Here is a 24,514-nt window from a genome sequence, read left to right as displayed (position 1 = left end):
TGAGCGTGCTTCGCGCAGACCTCAGAGATATCCTCGCGTGAACATCCTCGTGCTTTACGCTCATCCGGTGGAGACCAGCTTCAACGCCGGCCTGCACAAGACGATCGTCGAGCGGCTCGCCGCGGCGGGGCATGCGGTCGACGACTGCGACCTCTATGCCGAGGATTTCGATCCGCGACTGACGCGTGCCGAGCGGCTCGGCTACCATGATCCGCGTGGACCGAACGACGCAGTCGCCGGCTATGTCGAAAGGCTGAAGAATGCCGAGGCGCTGGTGCTGTCGTTTCCGGTCTGGAACTACGGTTATCCGGCGATCCTGAAAGGCTTCTTTGACCGCGTCTTCCTGCCCGGCGTGTCGTTCAAGCTGGTCGACGGCAAGGTGCAGCCGACATTGCACAACATCCGCAAGCTCGCGGCCGTGACCACCTATGGCGGCAGCCGCTTTCGCGCCATGCTGATGGGCGATCCGCCGCGCAAGATCGTCAAGCGCATGCTGCGGGCGACCATAAAGCCGGGCGCTTCCGTCTCCTATCTCGCGCATTATTCGATGAACCTTTCGACCGACGAGACGCGCAACGCCTTCATGGCGAAGGTCGCGGCCACAATGGACGCCTTCTGATGCGCGTGCTGGTGGTCTATTGCCATCCGGTGCCCGAAAGCTATTGCGCGGCGATCCGCGACACTGCGGTGGAGGTCTTGACGCGGAGAGGCTGGGACGTGCGGCTGCTCGACCTCTACGCCGAGAGGTTCGATCCGGTGATGAACTGCGAGGAGCGGCGCTCCTATAACGACCGCGCGCCGGAGGATCCGGCACTCAAGCCATATTTCGAGCATCTGCAATGGGCCGAGGCGATCCTCTTCATCTATCCGACCTGGTGGTACGGGCTGCCGGCGATGCTGAAGGGCTGGTTCGACCGGGTCTGGGCGACCGACATCACCTTCAAGCTACCGACCGGCAAAGGGCGGATCACCTCTCTGATGCGGCATGTCACCAAGGTCGGCGTCATCACCACCTGCGGCGCGCCGACCTGGTGGAGCGTCGTCGTCGGCCAGCCGGGCCGCAAGACGATCCTGCGCGGCATGCGGGCGCTGTGCGCCACGCGCTGCAAGACGTTCTTCCTGGCGCATTATCGGATGGATTCGTCGACACCGAAGAGCAGGACGGCGTTTTTGGCGAAGGTGAGGGCGAGGTTGGAGCGATTTTGAGGTTAGCTTTCTTCTCCCCGTTCTACGGGGAGAAGATGGCGGCAGCCAGATGAGGGGCAGCGCGAACTTACAAGAGTCTGGCGCCCCTCATCCGCCCTTCGGGCACCTTCTCCCCATTGAAGGGGACCGGCGCTACATCTTCACCCGTTCCGCCTTCGGGTCATACATCGGCTTCAGCGATGCTTCCGCGGCAAAACGCTCGCCGGCGATTTCCACCTCGTAGAACGAGCCAAGCACATCCGCCTCGCTCTCGCCCTGGCAAGGCACATAGCCGAGCCCGATCGCGCCGCCGAGATGGTGGCCGTAATTGCCGGATGTGATCGGCCCGACGATCTTGCCGTCGCGCAGGATCGCCTCGTTGTGGAAGAGAAGAGGCTGCGGGTCCTTCAGGCGGAATTGCAGCAGACGGCGTGACAGGCCGGCTTCCTTTTTCCTCAGCACCGCGTCGCGGCCGATGAAGCGGGCTTTGCTCGTCTTGACGGCAAAGCCCAAGCCCGCCTCCAGCACATTGTCCTCATCGGTGATGTCATGGCCGAAATGGCGAAAGGCTTTTTCAATGCGGCAGGAATCGAGCGTATGCAGGCCGCAGAGCTTCAGGCCGACATCGGCGCCGGCTTCAGCGATCGCCTCGAAGACATGGGCGGCCTGCTCGGTCGAGACATAGAGCTCCCAGCCCAGCTCGCCGACATAGGTGACGCGATGGGCGCGAGCTAGACCCATGCCAATCTCGATCTCCTGGAAGGTGCCGAACGGATTGGCCTCGTTGGAAAAATCGTTCGGGCTGACCTTCTGGATCAGCTTTCGCGAATCCGGTCCCATCAGGCAGATGACAGCCTCGGCCGCCGTCACGTCGGTGATGACGACGAACTCGTCGGCGACATGCTTGCGCAGCCAGGCAAGGTCGCGCTGCAGCGTAGCGCCCGGCACGACGAGGAAATAGGCCGTTTCCGACAGCCGCGTCACGGTGAGGTCGCTCTCGATGCCGCCCTTGGCGTTGAGCATCTGCGTATAGACGATCTTGCCCGGAGCGACATCCACGTCGTTGGCGCAGAGTCTTTGCAGAAACGCGCAGGCATCGCGGCCCTCGACGCGGATCTTGCCGAAAGTCGTCATGTCGAACAGGCCGACGCCGTTGCGCACTGCGAGGTGCTCGTCGTGCTGGTTGTCGAACCAGTTCTGCCGCTTCCACGAATAGCGGTATTCGCGCTCCTGGCCTTCGCGCGCGAACCAGTTAGCGCGCTCCCAGCCCGCCACCTCGCCGAAGACGGCGCCGCGCGCTTTCAGATGCTCGTGCAAGGGCGAGCGGCGCACACCGCGCGAGGTCGCCATCTGGCGATAGGGGAAATGATCGGCATAGAGCAGGCCGAGCGTTTCCGAGACACGCTCCTTCAGATAGCGGCGGTTCTTCTGGAAAGGCTGGGCGCGGCGGATGTCGACCTCCCACAGGTCGAAGGGCGCCTCGCCGTCGTTGATCCATTGCGCCAGCGCCATGCCGGCACCGCCCGAAGAAACGATGCCGATCGAGTTGTAGCCGGTCGCCATCCAGTAGCCGGAAAGCTCCGGCGCTTCGCCGAGATAATAGCGGTCGTCGGGCGTAAAGCTCTCGGGGCCGTTGAAGAAGGTGTGGATGCCGGCGGTGCCCAGCATCGGCATGCGGTTGACGCCCATCTCGAGGATCGGTTCGAAATGCTCCATGTCCTCAGGCAACTGGTCGAAGCAGAAATCCTCGCGGATGCCGTCCATGCCCCAAGGCTTCGCCACCGGCTCGAAGGCGCCGAGCATCATCTTGCCGGCGTCTTCCTTGTAATAGGCGCACTCGTCCGGCACGCGCAGCACCGGGAGGCGGGAGAGGCCGGGGATCGGTTCGGTGACGAGATAGAAATGCTCGCAGGCATGCAGCGGGATGGTCACCCCGTTCTGCCGCCCAAGCTCGCGCGCCCACATGCCGGCGCAGTTGACGACGATGTCGGTCTCGATCGTGCCTTGCTCCTCGCCCTGCGCCCATGAGACGCCGCAAACGCGGCCGTTCTTCGTGTGGACCTTGGTGACCTTGACGTTCTCGATGATTGTCGCGCCGCGCTGGCGCGCGCCCTTGGCCAGGGCCATCGCGATGTTGGCCGGGTCGCACTGGCCGTCGAGCGGCAGATGCACGGCGCCGACCACATCCGACACATTGAGATGCGGATACATCTCCTTGACCTCGCGCGGCGAAATCTCGCGCACATCGACATCGAAGGCGCGCGCGAGCGAAGCCTGCCGGTAGATCTCGTGCTTGCGCTCCTCGGTCAGCGCGACGGTGATCGAGCCGACCTGGCGCATGCCTGTGCCGACATCGGTCTCGGCTTCGAGCTTGACGTAGAGATCGGCCGAGTATTTCGCCAGGCGCGTCATGTTCTGCGAGCCGCGCAGCTGGCCGATCAGGCCGGCCGCGTGCCAAGTGGTGCCTGAGGTGAGCTGCTTGCGCTCGAGCAGCACGATGTCGGTCCAGCCGAGCTTGGCCAGGTGATAGGCGACCGAGCAGCCGGAGACGCCGCCGCCGATGATGACGGCGCGGGCTTTTGTCGGAACAGTCCTGGTCATGCGGCCTCGCGGCGATAGTTGGAAGCGAAGCGGCGCACGCGAAGCGCTGCTTCCTTGAGGATGGGTTCGGGCTGGCAGAGACTGATGCGGATATGCCCGGCGGCGGCCTCGCCGAAGCTCGATCCGGGCATGACGCCGACCTTCTCCTTGTCGAGCAGCGCCCAGGCGAACTTCTCGTCATCGGGCTCGACTGCGGAGATGTCGAGCATGACATACATGCCGCCTTCGGAGCCGCGCACGGTGAGTTCGTTCGCGCCACGTATGGCATCGAGGAAGACAGTGCGTCGTGCTGCGTACCGCTCGGCGATGTCCTTCACGCCATAGTGGTTCTCCAGCGCCTCGGCGCAGGCGATCGAGATGAAGGCCGGCAGGCCGTAGGTCGTGACCAGATTGAGGTCGATCATCAGCGCGATCATCGCCTTCGGCCCGGTCAGCCAGCCCATGCGCCAACCGGTCATGCCATGGCTTTTCGACATGGAGTTGATGACCAGCGTGCGCTCGGCCATGCCGGGCAGCGAACGCGGCGAGATATGCTCGCCACCGCCGAGTGTCCAGTAGACCTCGTCCGACAGCAGCCAAAGATCGTGCTCCTTGCAGATCTCGGCCAGCTCTTCGAGCCGTTCGCGCGAATAGACGGCGCCTGTCGGGTTGTTCGGCGTGTTGATCAGGATGGCGCGGGTGTTGGGTTTGAGCGCGGCGCGGATCATGTCCGCGCGGGGTTGAAACCCATCCTCGGCCGGCGTCTCGACCACGGTGAAGCTGGCGCCGGCGGCGCTGAAGGTGTTGGGGTAGGTGGCATAGTAAGGCGCGACGACAATGGCGTGGTCGCCCGGGTCGAGCACCCCCTGCACGGCGGCATAGAGCGCGCCCTGGCCACCGGCCGTAGCGATGACCTCGTCGGGTTCCGTCAGGATGCCGCTGCAGGCGGTGGAGGCCGCCGCCATCGCCTTGCGCAGGCGCGGCAGGCCGGGAAGTGGCGTGTAGTGATGATTACTCTCGCGCACGGCCGTCACGCAGGCCTCGATCGTTTCCGAGGGCGTGTCAAAATCGTGGTCGCCGACCGAGAGCACGATGATGTCTTCGCCGGCCTGCTTGCGGGTCCAGGCGGCGAAATGAACTTCCCAGCCATCCTTGCCGGAAGGCACGATGGCGGTAATGCGCTTTGATGGCTTTGGCATCAGGAAACTCCCGAGATCTGGTGGCCGGCCTGCGCGAGCCGGTCACGCAGGGCGGCGATATGGGCGGGGCCGACCTCGCAGCAGCCGCCGACGATCTTTGCGCCGGCTTCGACCCAGCCGATGGCCTGGTCGGCATAGGCCTGCGGATCGAGATCATGGCGCGCGTGCAGCACGTCGACCGTGCCCCCATGCTTGAGCGCCTCGACCGAGGTGAAGCCGTTGGCATACGCGCCGACCGGACCGCCAAGAGCCATGAGTTCCGGCAATGCGGCGGCGATGGCTTCGGGCCGGCAGCAGTTGAGCAGCCGTGCCGCCACCGGCAGATCGCCGAGGGCGCTAGCTGCGGCCGCAATACTCTCGCCGCTGCGCAGGCGCGGCGCGCCATGGTCGGCGAGAGTCCAGGACACCCAGACCGGCTTGCCGCTCTCGGATGCCGCAGTGACGGCCGCGCGCGCCTCCTCGGCGGAAGCCATGGTCTCGCACAGGAACAAATCGACGCCTTCGGCCTGCTCGGCGACGATACTGCGATAGATGCCGAGCGTCTCCTCAAAAGAGATGGTCAGCGCCGGCGCGTAGCTGCCGAAAAGAGGCGAGAGGCAACCGGCAATGGCGGTGTCGCCAGCCTCGTCGCGGGCCTGCCTCGCCAGCTCGATGCCGCGCTTCTGCAATGGCTTGAACAGATCTTCGGCGCCCTCGCGCGCCAAGCGCTCCGGCGTTGCCGAATAAGTGTTGATGGTTATGACGCGGGCGCCGGCGCGGATGAACTCGGCATGCAGGTCGCGCACCAGGTCCGGCTCGTCGATCAGCACTCTGGCCGACCAAAGCGGAGTCGGCTCGGACTTGCTGCGCCGGACCAGTTCCTGGCCCATGCCGCCATCGGTGAGGATGACGCAGCTCATGCCCTCAACCTTTCGTTCTTCGGGTCCCACAACGGTTCGTCCTTCTGGACGATAGCTTTGAAGCGATCGCCGAAAATCTCGACCTCGACCGCCGTGCCCGGCTCCGTAAGATCGGCGCGCAGCATGCCGAGCGCGATCGACTTGCCGACGCGGTGGCCCCAGCCGCCCGAGGTCGTCTCGCCGACGATCCTGCCGTCATGCCAGAGCGTCGACATATAGGGCGCATCGCACTCGCCGGGGTTTTCGACGACCAAAGTGACGAAGCGCTTCTTCACGCCCTGCTGCTGCTCATTGAGCAAAGCCGCCTTGCCGCGGAAGTCCGGCTTGTCCCATTTGACGAAGCGCTCCAGCCCGCCCTGCAGGATCGAATAGTCGGTCGAGAGGTCGCCCTTCCAGGCGCGGTAGCCTTTTTCCAGGCGCAGCGAATCCAGCGCATACATGCCGAAGGGTTTTAGCCCATGCTTCTGGCCGGCGGCCCAGACAGCGTCGAAGACCGCCGGCGTATCGGCAACCTTGGTGTGGATTTCCCAGCCGAGCTCTCCGGCGAAGGAGACGCGCACCAGCTTTGCCCAGCGTCCGGCGATCGTCGTTTCCTGATGCGTCAGCCAAGGCAGCGTCAGATCGGCGTTGCAAACTTCCGCTAGGATTTGGCGCGAGTTAGGGCCGGCGAGGATCTGCGTCGAGTACTCCTCCGTCCGGTCGGTCAGCGTAAAGGCAGCGTCGGTCGGCATGCGCGACTTCAGCCATTCGAAATCGTGCCATTGCGCCACCGCGGCGGTGATCAAGGTCATCTGGTCTTCGCCGTGGCGCACGACCGACATTTCGGTGACGATGCGGCCCTTCTCGTCGGCGAAATAGACCAGGCCGATGCGGCCGGGTTTCGGCACAAGGCCGGTGACCTGCAACGCCAGCCAGTCGGCGGCGCCAGGGCCTTCGAGGTTGAAGCGCGAGAAGCCGGGCAGGTCGAGGATGCCGGCGGCGTCGCGCACGGCAAGGCATTCCTCGCGCACACGCTGCTGCCAGGGTCCGTCGCGGCGGAAAGTGAGGGTGGACTCCTCGGACGTGTCGTCGCCGGGTTTCGCATACCAGGTGGCGCGCTCCCAGCCATTATAGGCGTCGAACTGGCCGCCCAGCGCCTTGATGCGCTCGTGCAGCGGCGACAGCTTGCGGTTGCGCCCCTCCGGCCAGGCATGGCGCGGGAACTGGATGGCGTATTCGTTGCCGTAGATCTCCATGCCCTTGGCGACGCAATAATCGGGCGCCGAGGCAAAGCTGGTGAAACGGCGCGGATCGCAGGACCACATGTCCCATTCGGTCTGGCCCTCGGTGACCCATTCGGCCAGCACCTTGCCGGCGCCGCCCCCTTGCGCGATGCCGAAGGTGAAGACGCAGGCTTCGAAGGCGTTCGGTACGCCGGGCATCGGCCCGATCAACGGGTTGCCGTCCGGAGCGTAGGGGATCGGTCCGTTGATCACCTTGGAGAGGCCGGCGGTGCCGAGGATCGGCACGCGGGCGACGGCGTCGGCGAGGTAGTGCTCGAGACGGTCGAGGTCGTCCGGGAAAAGCTGGAAGGAAAAATCCTCCGGCATCGGATCGTTGTGGGTCGCCCAATGCGCGCGGCAATTGCGCTCATAGGGACCGAGATTCATGCCGTTCTTTTCCTGGCGCAGGTAATAGGACGTGTCGACGTCGCGCAGCAGCGGCAGCTTATGGCCCTGCTCCTTCGTCCAGGCGGCGAGCTCGGGGATCTCCTCGAACAATATGTACTGATGGCTCATCACCATCATCGGCACGTCGCGGCCGAACATTTTTCCAACCTCGGCGGCGCGGTAGCCGGCCGCGTTGATGACGATTTCGCAGCGGATCTCACCCTGTGAGGTGGAGATCACCCATTCGTCGTTCTCGCGACGAACGCCGGTGACCGGGCAGAAGCGGATGATTTTCGCGCCCATGTCCCGCGCGCCCTTGGCGAGCGCCTGCGTCAGCTGCGCCGGATCGATGTCGCCGTCGCTCGGATCATAGAGCGCGCCCTTCAGCTCATGCGTCTCGATGAAAGGGTAGCGGCGCTTGATCTCGTCGAGGCCGACGACGTCGATATCCATGCCCTGGTAGCGGCCCATGCCCTTGGCGCGCTGGAATTCCTGCATGCGCTCCTTCGTATGGGCGAGCCGGAGCGAGCCGGTGACATGGTAGTTCATCGGATAGTCGACCGCTTCGGCGAGCCCCCGGTAAAGCTCGGTCGAGTAGCGCTGCATGTTCATCAGCGACCATGACGAGGAGAAGGTCGGCACGTTGCCGGCGGCATGCCAGGTCGAGCCGGAGGTCAGCTCGTTTTTTTCCAGAAGCACGCAGTCGGTCCAGCCAGCCTTGCAGAGATGATAGAGCGATGAGCAGCCGACGACACCGCCTCCGATGATCACCACGCGTGCCGTGGTCGGCAAATCCGCCATGTTCTTCCTCCAAGCCTAAGCGCCTCGCGCTTCGATTCTTCTTTTTGATGCATGTCGTTATCCCAAAACCGCTCCGCACTTTTGGGCGACATGCATTGATCAATAGACGGGCGGTGAAACCACCCAAATGACGACCGCCGGCTCGGTGCCCGGATTGCGCCAGCGGAACGGCTTGCCTTCGAAGCGGAACGAGTCGCCTTCACCGAGACGATGCCAGACGCCGTCGATCTCGATCTCGAACGTGCCCGACGCGACATAGCCCGCTTCTTCCGTCGGACGGCGCGCTTCCGTCGTCAGTTTCGCGCCCGGCGCGAAGACCGAGCGCAGCATCTCGAAGCTACCGCCGAGGTCGGGCGACAGAAGCTCCTCCACCAGGCCGGATTCACTTGTGCCAAGCGAACGGCGGCTTCCGGCGCGCACGATCACGCCACGCTCCTGTTCGACAGGCACATCATGACTGAAGAACAGGCTGATCGGAACATCGAAGAGGTCGGCGAATGCCCTAAGGTCGCCGAGTGAGGGGATGGAAAGACCACGCTCGACCTGGCTGACCCAGCCGACCGAACGGCCTAACTTGAGCGCTATTTCAGCGAGCGTGAGGCCGCGCGCCTTGCGCAGCGCGCGGATGTCGCCGGCCAGCAGCCGGTCGCCATTCTCGTGCTGCGATTTGGTCGCGGTCGTGGTCAAAGAGTGCTCGTGAAAAAACCTTGATAAATTTCATGAGACGGTAAAATCATGAAAAAATCAAGGGTATTTTCATAGGCCACAAGATTTGCTTGCGCGATTTCGGCCGTTGATGCAAAGGCTCGCGCACGAGCGGCGAGTGGGGCGCCCGGTCGGGGACCAGTTTAGCTTAGAGTCTGCGGATGGTCGTCAGGAAAACCGTGGTTGCGGGTTTCCGGCCATGCGCAAAGGGACGGCCCATGCTTGAGAAGAACGTCCGGATCGCATCGGAAGCGGCGATCGTCGACGAGGCGATCACCTCGCGCCGATCGGTGCGCGCTTTCCTGCCCGACATGGTCGACGACGAGACGATCCGCGCGATCCTGGCGGTAGCCGCGCGCGCGCCGTCCGGCACCAACATGCAGCCCTGGCGCGTCTATGTGACCAAGGGCGAGGTCAAGCAGCGCATCAGCGACGCAATCCTCAATTCCGGCATTCGCGCCGAAAAGGCCGAGTGGGACGAGTACCGCTACTATCCCGATCAGTTCTTCGAACCTTATCTCACGCGTCGCCGCGCCAACGGCTTCGGGCTCTACGGCGCGCTGGGCATCGGCCGGCGCGAGGTCGACAAGATGCGGGCGCAGCACGATCGTAATTTCATCTTCTTCGACGCGCCGGTCGGCATGATCTTCACGATCGACCGGCGGCTGAACCAGGGTTCCTGGATCGACTACGGCATGTTTCTGCAGAACATCATGGTCGCGGCGCGGGGCAGGGGACTGCATACCTGCCCTCAGGCGGCCTTCGCGCCCTATCACCGGCAGATCAGGCCGGTGCTCAACATTCCCGACGAGGAGATCGTCGTCTGCGGCATGGCGCTCGGCTACGAGGACACATCAAAGCCAGAAAACGAGTTCCGCACCGACCGCGCGCCGCTCGAGGATTGGGTGACCTTCGCGGAATAGCGTCGCGGGTCGCAGTCCGGCCTGTCAGTCCGTGCTCAGATGCGCGCCATGGCCGCTGACATGCGCGCCGTCCTGCGGCGTGAGCCTCAGATAGGCCAATAGCGCGCAAAGCGTGATCAGGCCTTCGATGACGAACAGGATACGATAGTCGTTGACGCTGGCCTTGCCGCCGGCGCCAAGCAGCGACAGGAGCGCCGACGCGAGGCCGACGCTGATCGCCACCGCAAGCTGCCACAGGATGTAATAGAGCGCGCTGAAGCGGGCGAGCTGCTCCGGCGCGATGTCCGAATAGGAGAGATTGCCGGTCGAGGCCCATTGCACCGAGCGGAAGACGCCGAAGGTGAAGATGTAGGCCAAAACGATCCAGGCCGGCAGGCTTTCCTGCATCAGGGCGAAGCCGGCGACCAGCAAGGCGACGATCGGCGTGTTGGTGACCAGCACGCGCTTGAAGCCGAAGCGGTTCAACAGGCGCGGCATGAAGAAGCGCATCAGCAATGACCCGATCGCGGCGACGAAAGTCAGCGATCCCGCCTGGACCGCGCTCATACCGAAGCCGAGCTGGAACATCAGCGGCAATAGGAACACCACCGAGCTCAGGCCGATCGTGTCGAGGGCGCCGCCGGTGAGGAAGGAGATGCGGAAAGTTCGGATGCGCAGCAGGTTTAGATCGAGCAGCGGGTTGCGGGCGCGGAGGCAGTAGAAGGCGGCAACCGTCAGGATGACGATCGCCAGGCCGAGCTCGATGCCGATCAGGCTGCTCGCGGCATCCTTGGCGGCAAGCGCGTCCATGCCGAAGACCAGCAGGCCCATGCCGCTGCCGACGAGCAGGAAGCCCGGAAAATCGAATGGCGTGCGCACCGGCTTGGTGGTCGTTGGAAACAGGGAGGCAGCCAGAAGCGCGGCAGTCAGCGCGATCGGGATGTTGATGTAGAAAATCCAGCGCCAGGAGACGTAGGTGGTCAGCGCGCCGCCGACGAGCGGTCCGACCAGCGGCCCGGACTGGCCGGCCAGCGAAATATACATGTTGATCTTCAGCGTGCGGTCGCGCGGGAAGCTCGACAGGATCACGACTTGGCCAAGCGTGCCCATCAGCGCGCCGCCGCAGCCCTGCAAGGCGCGCGAGCCGACCAGCATCCATATGTTTTCCGAAAGGCCGCACAAGGCCGAGGCGCTGGCGAAGACGAGCAGGGCGAAGCAATAGACGTTCCGCAGGCCGAAGCGGTCGGCCAGCCAGCCGCCGAGCGGCATGGTGACGATGAGGCTCGCGACATAGACGGTGATCAAAAGGCCAAGCTGGCTTGGCGGGCGGTCGAGGCTCTCGCCGATGCCGGGGAGCGCGGTGACCACGACGTTCTGGTCGAGGCTCGTCATGAACACGCCGCAAGCGACGGTTGCCGGCAACAGCATCGACGGACCCTCCGCCGGAGCAAAGCGGGTCGTGGCCGTCGCCGAAGTCTCAACAGTCATGGAAGGGTATGGTCGAACTGGTTGCCTGAGCGGCGTTTGTCCTGGCAAACGCGCGTGATTCTTGATCTATCGCGCCTGCTGGCCCAATCCTCAAGCAGCAGTTGTAGCCGTCAATAGGACCAGACAATCGCCTGGACCAATTCCTGCCTGCAACGCCGAGCTATTGCACTTCGTAACCGACTTCCTCGCTGGCGTGGCACAAGGCCTTCCAGAACGAGCGCGCGAAAGAGCGGAAGACGTAGATGTCGAACTGGTCGGCGCCGCTGCGCTGGATCTGGGCGAAGATGTCGTGATGATTCGTCGAACGGCCGGCCCCGAGCGGAAAGGCGGGCAAGGCGAAGTCGAGGGCAAAGAACTTCGCCATCACCCATTCGGCCTTCGGGCCGGCGATGCGGATCGCGGTGCGGCCATGCGAGAGATCGGTCAGCGTGCCGATGGCCGGCGTGATGGCGCCGGCGAAGGCTTGAGTAAACCCTTCCGCTTCGTCGACCACGGTGAATTTTCCCGGCGCGAAACCGAAGGCGGCGCGGGCGCCGCTGCTCACGCCGCCACCGGCGCCATCGGGCAGGGCGAGACCGGTGACATTGCGGATAATTTCGATCAGCCGCTTCTCTTCACCCGGCCAGGCGGCGAGCTGCAGGATCGAGCCCGGCCGCGTCTCGGATAGGATGACATCGACGCCATGTTCGAAATTGCCGTGCGAACCCGGATGATACTCCGGCTCGAGCGGCGATTGGCGTTCGGGCAAATGCTGCTCAGCCATGCATGCGGCTCCCGTCCGGATCATAGAAATGGTTGGAGACGATCTCGACCGGCCCGAACCGGTTGCGCAGCGGGTCGGAGACGAAGGCGCGGGTCCCGTGACGCGCCTTCCCGCCCTTGACCAAGGCCAGGGCAATATACTTGCCGAGCGCCGGTGAATAGCAGCAGGCGGTGATGTGGCCGAGAGAGTCGTGCGGATTGGCCTCGTCCAGTTCCTCGACGATATGACCGCCGCCGTTGAGCGGCCGGTTGTCGAGGGCGATCAGCCCGACCAGCTCGAGCCGGTCGGGGGCGATAAGGCCTTCCCGGTCCATCATGGCCGAGCCGATGAAAGGCTTCTTCTTCGACAACATCCAGTCGAGATGGAGATCGCGGGCCGTGGTGCGACCGTCGATCTCGGCGCCGGTGACATGGCCCTTTTCTATGCGCATCGTACCCAGCGCCTCGAGTCCATAAGGGACAAGGCCGAAAGGCTTGCCGGCCTCGATCAGTGCCTCCCAGACATGATTGCCGTAGCCGGCGCCGGAATAGACCTCGAACGCCATTTCGCCGGAGAAGGATAGGCGGCAGATCATCACCGGGACGCCGGCGATCCGGCCGTGGACGATGCCCATGAAGGGCAGAGCGGCATTGTCGACGGCAGTGCCGGTGACGCAAGATGCAAGAATGGCGCGCGCGTTCGGTCCGCCGATCGCGGCACCCGCCCATTCGTCTGTGACGGAGGTGACGGTGACCTTCAGCTCCGGCCAGATGACGTCGAGGAAATATTCCAAATGCTGCATCACCTTGCCGGCATTGGCGGTGGTGGTCGTCATCAGGAATTCCTGCTCGCCAAGCCGCCAGGTGGTGCCGTCGTCGAAGGCGAGCCCATCCTCGCGCAGCATCAGGCCGTAGCGGGCCTTGCCGACGGCAAGAGTGGAAAACATGTTGGTGTAAACGCGGTCGAGGAACTCGGCCGCGTCCGGTCCCTGCACCGCGATCTTGCCAAGTGTCGAGACGTCGACAATGCCGGCGCTTTCGCGCGTGGCCTTCGCTTCGCGGACATAGGCCTGCTCGACCGTCTCGCCGGCAAGGCCATAGATCATCGGACGGAACCAGAGGCCGGCCGAATACATGGTCGCGCCATTGGCGATGTGCCAGTCATGCATCGGCGTCAGCCGCTCGGGTTTCAAATCGCCAAAGCGTTCCGCGGCGAGCGAGCCGATCGACACAGCCGTGTAGGGCGGGCGGAAGCGCGTCGTGCCGACTTCGGGGATCGGCTTGCCGAGCGCCTCGGCCATGATGGCAAGGCCCGGCACATTGGAGTTCTTGCCTTGGTCCGTCGCCATGCCGAGCGTGGTGTAGCGCTTCAGATGCTCGACCGAGACGAAGCCTTCGCGGTGCGCCAGCCGCACGTCCTCGGCGGTCACGTCGTGCTGGAAATCGACGAAGCTCTTGCCCTTGGCCTTGATCTCGAAGACCGGCGCCGGATCGGGATCGCCGGGCACCGCCTCGACGACGGGCAGGGGAGCGGATGAAGCCGCACCGCCGGCCGCCTGGAGACCGGCCGCGCGGCCTTCCGCGATCGCTTCGGCGGTCGAAAAACTGCCGGTGAAGGCGCCGGCACCGATCCAGCGCTGCGTCGGCTTCGGCGGCAGGAAGGCTTGCCTGGCCGGGTCCCATTCCGCCTTGGCGCCTGCCTGGCTGGCGAGATGGATGGTCGGCGACCAGCCGCCCGACATCAAAAGGCTGTCGGCATGGATGCTGCGTTCGTCGCCGCTCAGCGAGCCGCTCATGGCGTCCAAGCGCTGTACCTTGAGGCCGGTGAGAGCCTTGCCGCCTTCGGTCGCAATCACCGCGTGGCCGGCAAGCAGCTCGGCCTCCGCATCGCTCGCCAGCCGGCGCATCTCGTTCGAGATGTCGCCGCGGACATCGATGATGGCGACGACCGCGGCGCCGGCCTTCTTCAAGGCGGCGGCGGAGCGGTAGGCGCTGTCATTGTTGGTGAAGAGCGCGATGCGCTGCCCAGGCAGCACGCCATATTCAACTGCGTATCGCTGTGCCGCATGCGCCAGCATGACGCCGGGCCGGTCGTTGCCGGGGAACACCAGCGGCCGTTCGAAAGAGCCAGTGGCGAGAACCACTGTGCCTGCGCGGATCGCCCAATAACGCTGGCGCGGCTCGCCCTTGGCGGCCACTTCCTTATGGTCGGTCACCCGTTCCAGCGCGGCAAGCGTGTTGCCGTCGTAATAGCCCCACACCGTCGTGCGCGGCAGAAGCCGCACATTGTCGTTGCCTCCGAGTTGCGCAACCATGCGCTGGGCCCAGTCGGCGGCAGACATGCCGTCGATGGTTTCGCCCGACCAGTTGGCGGAGCCGCCGAAGTGGGCTTCGAGGTCGGCAAGAATGACGCGGGCGCCCTGATCGGCTGCGGCCTTCGCCGCCATCAGGCCGGCCGGACCTGAGCCGACGACCAGTACGTCGCAAAATGCGTTCATGCGTTCGTAGCGCGAGGTATCGGCGGCGACACCCGCCTTGCCGAGGCCGGCGGCACGGCGGATGAAATGCTCGCAGAACATCCAGAAGCGCGTGCCCTTCAGCGGGCCGATCACCGGACCCATGAAGGTCTTGTAGTAAAAGCCGGCCGACAGGAGCTTGCCGCCGAGCTGGTTGAGCGCGCCGATGTCCCAGGCGAGCGAAGGCGTGCGGTTCTGGCTGACGGCGACTAGCCCGTCATAGATCTCGACCATGGTGGCTGGAATGTTGGGCTCGCGCACCTCGCCGCGCAGCACCGTCACCAGCGCGTTCGGCTCCTCGACGCCGGCGGCAAGCAGGCCGCGCGGACGGTGATATTTGAAGGAACGGCCGAACAGCGTCACGCCGTTGGCGAGCAGCGCCGAGGCCAGCGTGTCGCCGGCATGGCCGCTGTAAGGCGCGCCGTCGAAGGTGAAGCGGATGGTGCGCAGCCGGTCGATCCGGCCGCCGGTTTCGGCGCGGCGCGGGCTCACGGGCGGCTCTCCGTCTTGTGGCCGCCACGGGCGAAGGAGGTGCTCAGGATTTCATGCGTGACGGTATTGCGAACGACCCTCAGATGCGCGCGGCAACCGCCGGAGTGCTGCCAGATCTCGTTATGGTCGCCGGCCGGGTTCAGCCGATCGTAGACATAGGCGTTCCAGGCGTCGAGATTTTGCGAGGCCGGCTGCGGCCGCTCACGGTTGCCGTCGCCCTGATAGGTGAATTCGATGACGTCGCGCGGGCCGCAATAGGGACAGGTGATTAGCATTCTTATTTATCTTCTTGTTTGACCATGATCTTTCCAAAACCGGCGTCCGATTTTTTGGGATCATGGTCTAATGCAGCCGCGGGTTCGCGCCCTGGCCTTTGTCGTCGATGATCAAGCCGCGATAGAAGCGGTCGAGCGTGAAGGGCGCGTTGAACTCGTGCGGTTCGTCCTTGGCGATGGTGTAGGCAAAGCACCAGCCGGAGGCGGGCGTCGCCTTGAAGCCGCCATAGCACCAGCCGCAATTGAGATACATGCCCGGGAGCGGCCCGGTGGTGATGATCGGCGAGCCGTCCATCGTCATGTCGCACAGCCCGCCCCAGGAGCGCAGCATGCGCACCCGGGCCAGGCCGGGGAACAGCGCCATCATCTCGCTCATCACCTCATCGACGATCGGCAAGCTGCCGCGCTGGGCGTAGCTGTTGTAGCCGTCGAGGTCGCCGCCATAGACGAGGCCGCCCTTGTCGGACTGAGAGATGTAGAAATGGCCCATGCCGAAAGTGAGAACGGTGTCGACGATGGGCTTTAGCGATTCCGAGACGAAGGCCTGCAGCACATGGCTCTCGATCGGCATATGCGAAATGCCGGCAAGCTGCATGACGTGGCCGGTGCTGCCGGCAACCGCAAGCGCGACCTTCCTGGCGCGGATCTCACCGCGCGTCGTCGTAACGCCGGTGATGCGGTCGCCGTCGCGCAGGAAGCCGGTCACCTCGCAATTCTCGATGATGTCGACGCCGCGCCGGTCGGCGCCGCGCGCATAGCCCCAGGCGACCGCATCGTGCCGGGCCGTGCCGGCGCGCGGCTGCATCAGCCCGCCAAGGACGGGGAAGCGCGCCGACCCCGAGACGTCCAGCGCCGGCACAAGCCGCTTGATCCGGTCGACACCCCACAGTTCCGCATCGACACCGAGATGGCGCATGGCGTTGCCGCGCCTGGCATAATCGTCGAGCTGGGCGGGCGTGTGGGCGAGGTTCAAGCAGCCGCGCTGCGAGAACATGACGTTGTAGTTGAGATCGTGCGACAGGTTCTCCCACAGCTTCATCGAATGTTCGTAGAAGCGGGTGTTCTGCGGCAAGAGATAGTTGGAGCGAACCGCCGTGGTGTTGCGGCCGACATTGCCGGAGCCCAGCCAGCCCTTTTCCAGCACGGCGACATTGGTGATGCCGTGCTCCTTGGCAAGGTAATAGGCGGTCGAAAGACCATGGCCGCCTCCGCCAATGACGATCACGTCATAGGACGCCTTGGGGTCCGGCTTGCGCCAGGCGGGCTTCCAATCCTTATTGCCGGTCAGCGCGTTCTTGAGCAGCGAAAAGGCTGAATATTCCGCCATTCTTCCTATCGTCCTTATGATGCGAGGCGGCAGACTATAGAGCAGGCGGGAGGCGCAAAGCCAAGATTACGCCATCGCTTTTCGCCAGGCCGACTCTCATCGATGCGATCGGGACGGCTTGCCGCCCGATATGCCGGTCTTTATCAAAGGCGGAAATTTCGGGGATTTTTCGGCCGCGAGTCGCCAGCCAAGTGATGTTCTTCCGCCTGCTACGCCTGATCCTGGTCGTTATCGTCGCCGTCTTCGGGCAGCCGGCGCTCGAGGCATCGGCGCAGGCGATCGGCCAGGGGTCGTCGCAGCTCATCGCCGACCAGACAAAAGTCATCCAGGATCTGACGGCCAAGACCGATGGCCTGGAGAAGAAACTGAGCGAACCCGACCAGGACGATGCAGGGCTGGTCGACATCCGGTTGCAGCTGGAGGACATTTCGCGCGCGGCGCTGAACAGCGCGCTGGTATTCAGGCAACGCCTCACCGAGATCAACAATCGCGTCGAGGTTCTGGGCCCGCCGCCGGCGCAGGGACAACCCGCCGAGCCGGTGATCGTCAGCAACGAGCGCGGCGCGCTCGCCGCGGAAAAGGCTCAGATCAACGCGATCGTCGCCAGCGCGCAAAACCTGTCGATCCGCGTCAACGGGCTGGTCGACAAGATCGCGGTCATGCGCAGCGAGCTTTTCCGCAGCGTCATCACCAAGCATTACGACCTGACGGAGGCCCTGAGCCCGCAGGCCTTTTCCGACGCACATGACCAGTTCACGGGCCTCTACAAGGCGGTGTCGTCGTGGCTGAGCTTCGCCATCAGGTTCAAGTTCCAGGCGATCCTTGCGGCGACGCTTATGGCGCTGACGCTGGCGGCGGTGCTGTTGATAGGCGGCAGGCGCTTGTTCGGCCGCATATTCGAGGCCGACCCCACCGTCGAGGACCCTTCCTATCTCAGCCGCCTGTCGGTGGCCTTCTGGTCGACGCTGCTGCCGACCCTGGCGCTTGGCGTCTTCTTCGCCTCGGCCGTCTTCTTCTTCAATTATTACAACGTGCTGCGTGGCGATATCGGCACGTTCCTCAATGCCTTGCTGACGGTGATCGGCATGGTGTTCTGCGTCAACCGGCTGACCAACGCTGCGCTCGAGCCGCGCCTGCCCAACTGGCGCCTGATCCCGGTCGCGACCGGCCCGGCGCGCTGGCTGGTCGGACTGACGACCGCCATGGCGCTGGTGCTCGGGTTCAATTACTTCCTGTCGGTCGTCAACGAGAAGATGGGCTCGCCGCTTTCGCTGACGATCGGCAGGGGTTTTGTCGCCACCATCATCGTCGGCGTCATCCTGATCCTGATGGGACTGCTGCGGCCGTTCAGGGCAGCTGACGGCTCATGGCGCCCCTGGCCGGCATGGCTTCGCTTCATTGCCATCGCGCTTGGCCTGTTCACCATTGCGGCGGCGCTGCTTGGCTATATCGGCCTGGCGCTTTTCGTCTCGTTCCAGGTCGTGGTGACCGGCACCGTGCTGGTGACGGCCTATATCGGCTTCCTGTCGGCACGCGCGATCGGCGAGGAAGGCGGTTTCGCCGATACGTCGGTTGGGCGATGGCTTTCGGAAAACTCCAGCTACGAGGATACCGCCCTCGACCAGCTCGGCCTCGTCGTCAGCATCGCCATCAATCTGATGATCGTGCTGATATTCCTGCCGCTGATCCTGTTGATGTGGGGCTTCCAGCCCGGCGATATCGAGGCCTGGGCCTACAAGCTTGCGACCGGCGTCACGATCGGTTCGGTGACCATCTCCTTCCTCGGCATCCTCAGCGGTATCGTCGTCTTCGTCATCGGCTATTTCCTGACGCGCTGGTTCCAGGGCTGGTTGGACGGCTCGGTGATGGCGCGCGGCAAGGTCGATGCCGGCGTGCGCAACTCGATCCGGCTCGGTGTCGGCTATGCCGGTGTGGCGGTCGCCGCGTTAGTCGGTATCTCGGCCGCCGGTATCGATCTTTCCAATCTGGCGCTGGTCGCCGGCGCGCTTTCGCTGGGTATCGGTTTCGGTCTGCAGAATGTCGTGTCGAATTTCGTTTCAGGCCTGATCCTGCTTGCCGAGCGGCCGTTCAAGGTCGGCGACTGGATCGTCGCGGGCGACGTCAGCGGTACGGTGCGGAAGATCAGCGTGCGCGCGACCGAGATCGAGACCTTCCAGCGCCAGGCCGTGATTCTGCCCAACTCGAATCTCATCAACAATGCGGTCGGCAATTGGACGCACCGCAACAAGCTGGGGCGCATCGACATCAAGGTCGGCGTTGCCTATGGCAGCGACGTCAAGCGCGTCCATGCCATATTGACGGACATTGCGCGCGCCCATCCGATGGTGCTGAAGAATCCCGAGCCGTTCGTCCTTTTCGCCAATTTCGGGTCGGCCGCGCTCGAATTCGAGATCCGCGTGTTCGTCGCCGACATCATGAACGGCAGCGTCGTGCAGAACGATATCCGCTTTGCCATTTTCGATATCTTCGAGGAGGAGCAGATCGAGATACCATCGACGCCGCGCGCCGTGGTCGAGAGCAAGAAGCACGAAGCCTGGCCGATCGACGACGACAAGATCGAAGCCGAATTCGCCGAGCGCCAGAGGCTGGAAGCGGAAGCCGCGGCCGAGCGGGAGCGGCTCGTCAAGATGAAGCGGAGGGGCCGCAAGCCCGACCCGGGCTGAGGTGTATCAATATTCGGGTGAGGCCGGCCTAATGGGCATGCTGAGGCCATCCCAAACCGATTGTGGCATGAATGCGGCATTCAGTTGCGGTTCAGGTAACATCTCATATAAGCTTCGATGCAAAGGGCGAGAATGCCTTGCAAATTTGAACAGAGGCGGTGTGTGAAACACCGGAATTGCAATGTGGAAGTCTGTCGTTACCGCCATCGCTTTGCTGGCCCTGGGCGGTTCGGCTTTCGCCGCCAGCGCGATCAACAGGGACGCTCAGACGCGGACCCTGGTCGTGACCGAAGGCGGCGCCAAGAGCGAGCTGACGCTTGCTGCCGGCGAGACAGTGGAGTTCTGCCCGAACGGCTGCTTCGTCACCCTGCCCAATGGTGACCTCGAAGCTCTGACCGGCTCGGAAACGGTCGAAATTTCGGGCGGGTCGGCCCGAATCAAGTAACCGTCGCCGCAGATTGGCTGCGCAAGATTGGCAAGGCCGGACCGATGTCCGGCCTTTTATCGTTTCCGGTAGCCGACACTTAACGACGATGCCCGAAAACCGGTATGGCTACGCGCTGCAACCGGGCGTTTTAACGTTCGCTGCGTCATCCCCGGCTATATCTGACCCGAGGACGCCGGCACACGGCGTGGGTTGAATTGGCGCAAGGCCCCTTCCGAGGTCGGAGTTTCGGGATCCTGCGCTCGATCGGGGCAGGGCAATGGACGCGAGGTCGGACAGGAACGCAATCCCGCTTGCGGTCGATCTCGACGGCACGCTGATTGCAACGGACCTTCTGTGGGAAGGCCTGTTCATCCTCCTCAAGAAGAACCCGCTCTATGTCTTTCTCCTGCCGTTCTGGCTGACCGGTGGACCGACCAGACTCAAACGGGAGATCGCCAGCCGCGTCGACATCGACCCGGCCTCGCTGCCCTATCGTCAGGATCTGCTCGACCGGTTGCGCTCCGAGCATCGGGAGGGCCGCAAGATCGTGCTGGCGACGGGAACGCCGCGTAGGTTCGCGGAGGCGATCGCGGCGCATCTCGGCATTTTCGATCATGTGCTGGCGACCGACGGTCCGCACAACTTGACCTCCGGCAGGAAATGCGCAGCCCTTGTCGCCGCCTATGGCGATGCAGGCTTCGACTATGCCGGCAACAGCCGTCACGACCTCAAAGTGTTCGACGCCGCGCGCAACGCGCTCGTGGTGGCGCCCGACCGCAGCGCCCGGCGCTGGCAGGCAGCGCATCGAGCCGATGCCATGCCCGCGCCCAAGCCGACGCTGAGGACCTACGTCAAGATGCTGCGCATGCATCAGTGGCTGAAGAACGCCCTGATCGCCGTGCCGATGGTGCTGTCGCACGAATATTTCAATCCGAACATGATCTGGGAATGCCTGCTGGCGTTCGTCTCCTTCAGCGCCGTGGCATCCGCAATCTATATTCTCAACGATTTCTTCGACCTGGCGCTCGACCGCAAGCATCCGACAAAGCGCAACCGGCCTTTCGCCAGCGGCGCGTTGTCCATTCCGTTCGGCCTCGGCGCGATCATCGCGCTGCTTACGATCGGCATTGCCGCCGGCCTGTTCCTTCCCGTCGAATTCCTCGGCGTGCTTGCCGGCTATATCGTTATCACCACCGCCTATTCGCTGTCGTTCAAGCGCATGCTTCTGGTCGACGTGCTGACGCTTGCGGGCCTCTACACGATCCGCGTGCTGGCCGGCGCGGCCGCCACCGGCGTCGATGTCTCCTTCTGGCTGCTTGCTTTCTCGATCTTCTTCTTCCTGTCGCTGGCGCTGGTGAAGCGCTTCGTCGAACTGCGCACCACGGCCATTCCGCCGGGCGAGCGCATCGCCGGCCGCGGCTACCGCACGGAGGACCAGGAGATCGTCGCTCAGGCCGGGATGGCGTCGGCTTTCTCCTCGGCGCTGGTCCTGGCGCTTTATATGGACAGCCCGGCGGTGCGCGAGCTCTACCCGCATCCCTGGCTGATATGGCCGCTGGCGCCGATCGTGCTTTACCTCACGATGCGCGTCTGGATCCTCGCCCGCCGCGACGAGATGCATGACGATCCGGTCGTCTTCATCATCCGGGATTGGCGCAGCCAGATCGTCGTCGCCATCGGCGCGGTCTTCCTCGTCGCTGGGGGCTGGTGATGGGGCACGAGCGCTTCGGCAGCTTCGGAATGGCGACCCCGCCGGCGCGCAAGGCGATCCCGGCGGACGAGGCGATCGCCTTGCTGAAGCGCGGCGAGGCGAAGACCGGATCGCTGCTCGGCTACGGCAATGGGCGCTCCTATGGCGACACCTGCCAGAACGATGCCGGCATGGTGGTCGACATGCGGCCGCTCAACCGCATCCGTTCCTTCAATGCCGAGACCGGTTTGCTCGAAGCCGATGCCGGCACGCTGCTTTGCGATATCATCGCTTACGCCGCACCCTACGGCTTCTTTCCGGCGGTGGTTCCAGGTACGCAGTTCGTGACGCTGGGCGGCGCGATCGCGAACGACGTCCACGGCAAGAACCATCATCGGCGCGGCACTTTCGGCTGCCATGTCGAGGCCTTGACACTGCTTCGGTCCGACGGGCGGACCTATCGCTGCTCGGCGACCGACAATGTCCGCCTGTTTGGGGCGACGATCGGCGGCATGGGGCTGACGGGCTTGATCCTTTCGGCCTCGATCAAGCTGATGCGGGTGCCGTCGCTCGACATCACGGAAAGCGCGATGCGGTTTCGCGATCTCGGCGAATTCTTCGATCTTGCCGAGGCTGCCGACCGGGCCAACGAATATGCCGTCGCCTGGATCGATCAGCTTGCCGGCGGACACGGTCGCGGACGCGGCCTTTTGTTCACCGGCAACCATGCCGAACACGGCTCGCATGCGGCGGCGCGCGCCGGCAGCCGGTTTTCCGTGCCGGTGCAGCCGCCGTTCAATATCCTCAACCGGCCCTTCCTCACGGTCTTCAACGCGGCCTATCGCTGGAAAAAGGGCAAGTCTCCGGTTCAGCGCCAGGCGGGTTATCAGGGCTTCTTCTTTCCGCTCGATGGCGTCGGCGACTGGAATCGGCTCTACGGGCCACGCGGGCTTTTCCAGCACCAAAGCGTGGTGCCGCAGGCCAAAGCGCGCCGCATCGTGCCGGCGCTGCTCGAGACGGCACGGTGGGCAGGGCAGGGATCGTTCCTGACCGTGCTCAAGCGCTTCGGCGATGTCCGCTCGCCGGCGCTGCTGTCCTTCCCGCGGCCCGGCTATACGCTGACGCTCGATTTCCCCAACCGGGGTGAAAGGACGTTGCGGCTGCTCGCCGATCTCGATCGCATCACGGTCGAGGCGGGCGGCGCGGTGAACCCCTACAAGGACGCCCGGATGGGGCCTGAGACATTCGCCGCGTCGTTCCCGCAATGGCAGCGGCTGGAGGCGCTTCGCGACCCGGCTTTCATATCGAGCTTCTGGGCGCGTACCGCCAGGAGATTGGAGATCGGACAAGCGAGAGCCGAAGCCGCGGAATAAATAAAAGTCGAGCAAATTATGGTAAACAAAACATTATGCCATGGTTTACTCAACACAACATCGCGGCTTCACGAAATATTTGCAGGTTTGTAATAAGACCGCCTAAGGGGCGGGGTGGCAACAATGAAATATATAATCTTCATTCTCTTCACTGTCATGACCAATGCCGCGGCGCAGCTCATGCTGAAGCAAGGCATGATGTCGATGGGGCCGATCTCCTTCGAAGGCGTCAATCCGCTGGTCAAACTCTTGCAGATCGTGTTCAGCCCCTGGGTGTTCCTGGGCCTGTGCACCTTCGTCATCTCGATGGCGTCGCATCTTTACGTGCTGTCCAAAGTCGAGCTCAGCTTCGCTTATCCGTTCCTCAGCCTCGCTTATGTCGCCGTGGCGATCTTCGCCTATTTCGTCTTCCGCGAGGATCTCAATGGCTGGCGCATCGCCGGTATCGCCTGCATCTGCGTCGGCACGATCCTGATCGCGCAGAGTGGGCGAGAAATGGGTGGCCGCGGGCATGAGGACCGGACCGCATCCATCAATCCCGACAAGATCGGCACAAGCGAGATTGTTCGATGAGACATGTGATTTTCGGCGGCGACGGCTTCGTCGGCCGTCACCTTGCCCCCAAGCTCGTCGCCGACGGCGAGACCGTCGTCGTCGCCGACATCGTCAAGAGCGACCTGCCGCATTACCGCTCGGTGCGCTTCATCACTTGCGATGTCACCGATCCGGCCTCGGTCGCTGCGGTGGGGCTCAAAGCGGACGACATGGTCTATAACCTTTCGGCGAAGATGCTGTCGCCGATCCAGGTGCGCGCCAAGCGGCACGATTTCTTCTTCCCGGTGAATTTCCACGGCACCGAGAACATCATCCAGGCGATGGACAAGGCCGGCGCCTCGAAGTTGGTCCACTACACGACCGACATGATCTACGGCCACACGGTGGTGCTGCCGATGACCGAGGATCATCCGGTGGCGCCGCTCGGCGAGTACGGGCTGTCGAAGCTCAAAACCGAGGAGCTTGCCGCCGAATGGCGCAAGCGCGGCATGGCGATCTCGCTGTTCCGGCCGCGGCTGATCATCGGACCTGGGCGCCTCGGCATCCTGGAAAAGCTGTTCAAGCTGATCGACTGGAACTTTCCCGTGCCGATGATCGGCTCGGGCAGGAACCCCTATCAGTTCATCTCGGTGTTCGACTGCGCGGAGGCCGCCCGCGCGGCCTGGAAAGCCGGCGTGCCGAACGAGGCCTATAATCTCGGCTCGCTCAATCCGCCGCCGGTCAAAAAATTGCTCGGCGATCTCATCCGCCATGCCGGCTCGAAGTCGATCCTGCTGCCGACGCCCGGCTGGGCGGTCAAGCGCACCCTCGACCTGCTCGATTTGCTCAACATGCCGATCATGGATCCGGAGCAGTATCTGATCGCCGACGAGGAATGCGTGCTCGACGTGTCCAAGGCCGAGCGCCAGCTCGGCTGGGTGCCACAATATCGTGACGAGGACATGCTGATCGCCGCCTACAGCGAATACCGCGCCAAGAAGGACGGCCACGCCGTCGCCACGACACATGTGCCGGCCGAATAGGGCG

Annotated in this window: 19 protein-coding genes; 9 read left to right on the top strand and 10 right to left on the bottom strand. The window is 64.0% G+C overall.

The annotated features are described in order from the left end of the window. Window positions 1–37: 37 nt before the first annotated feature. On the top strand, window positions 38–619 hold the full coding sequence (locus P9273_RS05775) for an NAD(P)H-dependent oxidoreductase (protein ID WP_278048033.1): 582 nt from the start codon (window positions 38–40) through the stop codon (window positions 617–619). Further along, entirely contained in the window at window positions 619–1,206 is a 588-nt protein-coding gene (locus P9273_RS05770) for an NAD(P)H-dependent oxidoreductase (protein WP_278048032.1), read from the top strand. The genes P9273_RS05775 and P9273_RS05770 overlap by 1 nt, the downstream gene beginning before the upstream one ends. A 132-nt stretch (window positions 1,207–1,338) precedes the next feature. Here the strand turns inward: P9273_RS05770 and P9273_RS05765 are convergent, their stop codons facing one another. The 5 genes from P9273_RS05765 to P9273_RS05745 all read right to left on the bottom strand — a co-directional run bounded on the left by P9273_RS05765 (window position 1,339) and on the right by P9273_RS05745 (window position 8,955). Next, complete coding sequence (locus P9273_RS05765; protein WP_278048031.1) at window positions 1,339–3,786, bottom strand: GcvT family protein; 2,448 nt, start codon at window positions 3,784–3,786, stop codon at window positions 1,339–1,341. Next, complete coding sequence (locus tag P9273_RS05760; RefSeq protein ID WP_278048030.1) at window positions 3,783–4,964, bottom strand: pyridoxal phosphate-dependent aminotransferase; 1,182 nt, start codon at window positions 4,962–4,964, stop codon at window positions 3,783–3,785. The genes P9273_RS05765 and P9273_RS05760 overlap by 4 nt, the downstream gene beginning before the upstream one ends. Beyond that, window positions 4,964–5,863 (bottom strand): homocysteine S-methyltransferase family protein, encoded by a 900-nt coding sequence (locus P9273_RS05755; RefSeq protein ID WP_278048029.1) that lies wholly within the window; start codon window positions 5,861–5,863, stop codon window positions 4,964–4,966. Before P9273_RS05755 ends, P9273_RS05760 begins: the two co-directional genes overlap by 1 nt. After that, window positions 5,860–8,313 (bottom strand): GcvT family protein, encoded by a 2,454-nt coding sequence (locus tag P9273_RS05750; RefSeq protein WP_278048028.1) that lies wholly within the window; start codon window positions 8,311–8,313, stop codon window positions 5,860–5,862. The genes P9273_RS05755 and P9273_RS05750 overlap by 4 nt, the downstream gene beginning before the upstream one ends. A gap of 99 nt (window positions 8,314–8,412) precedes the next feature. Then, window positions 8,413–8,955, bottom strand: coding sequence for a helix-turn-helix domain-containing protein (locus P9273_RS05745; protein WP_442920195.1), 543 nt, complete (start codon window positions 8,953–8,955; stop codon window positions 8,413–8,415). A 281-nt stretch (window positions 8,956–9,236) separates the two neighbouring features. Here P9273_RS05745 and P9273_RS05740 point away from each other — a divergent pair, with 281 nt between their 5' ends. Next, window positions 9,237–9,941, top strand: a complete 705-nt coding sequence (locus tag P9273_RS05740; protein ID WP_278048026.1) for a nitroreductase — start codon at window positions 9,237–9,239, stop codon at window positions 9,939–9,941. 24 nt (window positions 9,942–9,965) lie between these two features. Here the strand turns inward: P9273_RS05740 and P9273_RS05735 are convergent, their stop codons facing one another. From P9273_RS05735 to P9273_RS05715, 5 genes are all read right to left on the bottom strand, one after another. Then, the gene (locus P9273_RS05735; RefSeq protein WP_278048025.1) at window positions 9,966–11,348 is read right to left on the bottom strand and encodes an MFS transporter; all 1,383 of its coding nucleotides are present in this window, start codon (window positions 11,346–11,348) and stop codon (window positions 9,966–9,968) included. A gap of 220 nt (window positions 11,349–11,568) precedes the next feature. Continuing rightward, window positions 11,569–12,156 carry a sarcosine oxidase subunit gamma gene (locus P9273_RS05730; RefSeq protein ID WP_336619367.1) on the bottom strand — a complete coding sequence of 196 codons (588 nt, stop codon included), beginning with the start codon at window positions 12,154–12,156 and terminating at the stop codon, window positions 11,569–11,571. 7 nt (window positions 12,157–12,163) lie between these two features. Continuing rightward, on the bottom strand, window positions 12,164–15,157 hold the full coding sequence (locus tag P9273_RS05725; RefSeq protein ID WP_278048023.1) for a sarcosine oxidase subunit alpha: 2,994 nt from the start codon (window positions 15,155–15,157) through the stop codon (window positions 12,164–12,166). Continuing rightward, window positions 15,154–15,432, bottom strand: a complete 279-nt coding sequence (locus tag P9273_RS05720) for a sarcosine oxidase subunit delta (RefSeq protein WP_278048022.1) — start codon at window positions 15,430–15,432, stop codon at window positions 15,154–15,156. The genes P9273_RS05725 and P9273_RS05720 overlap by 4 nt, the downstream gene beginning before the upstream one ends. 67 nt (window positions 15,433–15,499) lie before the next feature. Next, window positions 15,500–16,759, bottom strand: coding sequence for a sarcosine oxidase subunit beta (locus P9273_RS05715; RefSeq protein ID WP_278048021.1), 1,260 nt, complete (start codon window positions 16,757–16,759; stop codon window positions 15,500–15,502). 194 nt (window positions 16,760–16,953) lie between these two features. Here P9273_RS05715 and P9273_RS05710 point away from each other — a divergent pair, with 194 nt between their 5' ends. From P9273_RS05710 to P9273_RS05685, 6 genes are all read left to right on the top strand, one after another. After that, complete coding sequence (locus tag P9273_RS05710) at window positions 16,954–19,443, top strand: mechanosensitive ion channel family protein (protein ID WP_278048020.1); 2,490 nt, start codon at window positions 16,954–16,956, stop codon at window positions 19,441–19,443. A 181-nt stretch (window positions 19,444–19,624) separates the two neighbouring features. Beyond that, window positions 19,625–19,888, top strand: coding sequence for a hypothetical protein (locus tag P9273_RS05705; RefSeq protein ID WP_041003900.1), 264 nt, complete (start codon window positions 19,625–19,627; stop codon window positions 19,886–19,888). A 259-nt stretch (window positions 19,889–20,147) separates the two neighbouring features. Further along, window positions 20,148–21,581, top strand: coding sequence for a UbiA family prenyltransferase (locus P9273_RS05700; protein WP_278048019.1), 1,434 nt, complete (start codon window positions 20,148–20,150; stop codon window positions 21,579–21,581). After that, window positions 21,581–22,933 (top strand): FAD-binding oxidoreductase, encoded by a 1,353-nt coding sequence (locus tag P9273_RS05695; RefSeq protein ID WP_278048018.1) that lies wholly within the window; start codon window positions 21,581–21,583, stop codon window positions 22,931–22,933. Before P9273_RS05700 ends, P9273_RS05695 begins: the two co-directional genes overlap by 1 nt. 123 nt (window positions 22,934–23,056) lie before the next feature. Then, window positions 23,057–23,506, top strand: a complete 450-nt coding sequence (locus P9273_RS05690) for an EamA family transporter (RefSeq protein ID WP_278048017.1) — start codon at window positions 23,057–23,059, stop codon at window positions 23,504–23,506. Further along, on the top strand, window positions 23,503–24,510 hold the full coding sequence (locus P9273_RS05685) for an NAD-dependent epimerase/dehydratase family protein (RefSeq protein WP_278048016.1): 1,008 nt from the start codon (window positions 23,503–23,505) through the stop codon (window positions 24,508–24,510). The genes P9273_RS05690 and P9273_RS05685 overlap by 4 nt, the downstream gene beginning before the upstream one ends. Window positions 24,511–24,514 lie beyond the last annotated feature (4 nt).

Origin of the sequence: Mesorhizobium sp. WSM4935, assembly GCF_029625735.1 — a bacterium.
Lineage (GTDB): Bacteria > Pseudomonadota > Alphaproteobacteria > Rhizobiales > Rhizobiaceae > Mesorhizobium.
The sequence above is the reverse complement of the archived record's forward strand: the minus strand, read 5'-3'. Positions and strand labels throughout refer to the sequence as shown.

Excerpts from the sequence above, each read along its gene's own strand:
- P9273_RS05770 (WP_278048032.1), top strand. The coding sequence starts at position 619 with ATGCGCGTGCTGGTGGTCTATTGCCATCCGGTGCCCGAAAGCTATTGC.
- P9273_RS05765 (WP_278048031.1), bottom strand. The coding sequence starts at position 3,786 with ATGACCAGGACTGTTCCGACAAAAGCCCGCGCCGTCATCATCGGCGGC.
- P9273_RS05760 (WP_278048030.1), bottom strand. The coding sequence starts at position 4,964 with ATGCCAAAGCCATCAAAGCGCATTACCGCCATCGTGCCTTCCGGCAAG.
- P9273_RS05755 (WP_278048029.1), bottom strand. The coding sequence starts at position 5,863 with ATGAGCTGCGTCATCCTCACCGATGGCGGCATGGGCCAGGAACTGGTC.
- P9273_RS05750 (WP_278048028.1), bottom strand. The coding sequence starts at position 8,313 with ATGGCGGATTTGCCGACCACGGCACGCGTGGTGATCATCGGAGGCGGT.
- P9273_RS05740 (WP_278048026.1), top strand. The coding sequence starts at position 9,237 with ATGCTTGAGAAGAACGTCCGGATCGCATCGGAAGCGGCGATCGTCGAC.
- P9273_RS05735 (WP_278048025.1), bottom strand. The coding sequence starts at position 11,348 with ATGCTGTTGCCGGCAACCGTCGCTTGCGGCGTGTTCATGACGAGCCTC.
- P9273_RS05720 (WP_278048022.1), bottom strand. The coding sequence starts at position 15,432 with ATGCTAATCACCTGTCCCTATTGCGGCCCGCGCGACGTCATCGAATTC.
- P9273_RS05715 (WP_278048021.1), bottom strand. The coding sequence starts at position 16,759 with ATGGCGGAATATTCAGCCTTTTCGCTGCTCAAGAACGCGCTGACCGGC.
- P9273_RS05710 (WP_278048020.1), top strand. The coding sequence starts at position 16,954 with ATGTTCTTCCGCCTGCTACGCCTGATCCTGGTCGTTATCGTCGCCGTC.
- P9273_RS05705 (WP_041003900.1), top strand. The coding sequence starts at position 19,625 with ATGTGGAAGTCTGTCGTTACCGCCATCGCTTTGCTGGCCCTGGGCGGT.
- P9273_RS05700 (WP_278048019.1), top strand. The coding sequence starts at position 20,148 with ATGGACGCGAGGTCGGACAGGAACGCAATCCCGCTTGCGGTCGATCTC.
- P9273_RS05695 (WP_278048018.1), top strand. The coding sequence starts at position 21,581 with ATGGGGCACGAGCGCTTCGGCAGCTTCGGAATGGCGACCCCGCCGGCG.
- P9273_RS05690 (WP_278048017.1), top strand. The coding sequence starts at position 23,057 with ATGAAATATATAATCTTCATTCTCTTCACTGTCATGACCAATGCCGCG.
- P9273_RS05685 (WP_278048016.1), top strand. The coding sequence starts at position 23,503 with ATGAGACATGTGATTTTCGGCGGCGACGGCTTCGTCGGCCGTCACCTT.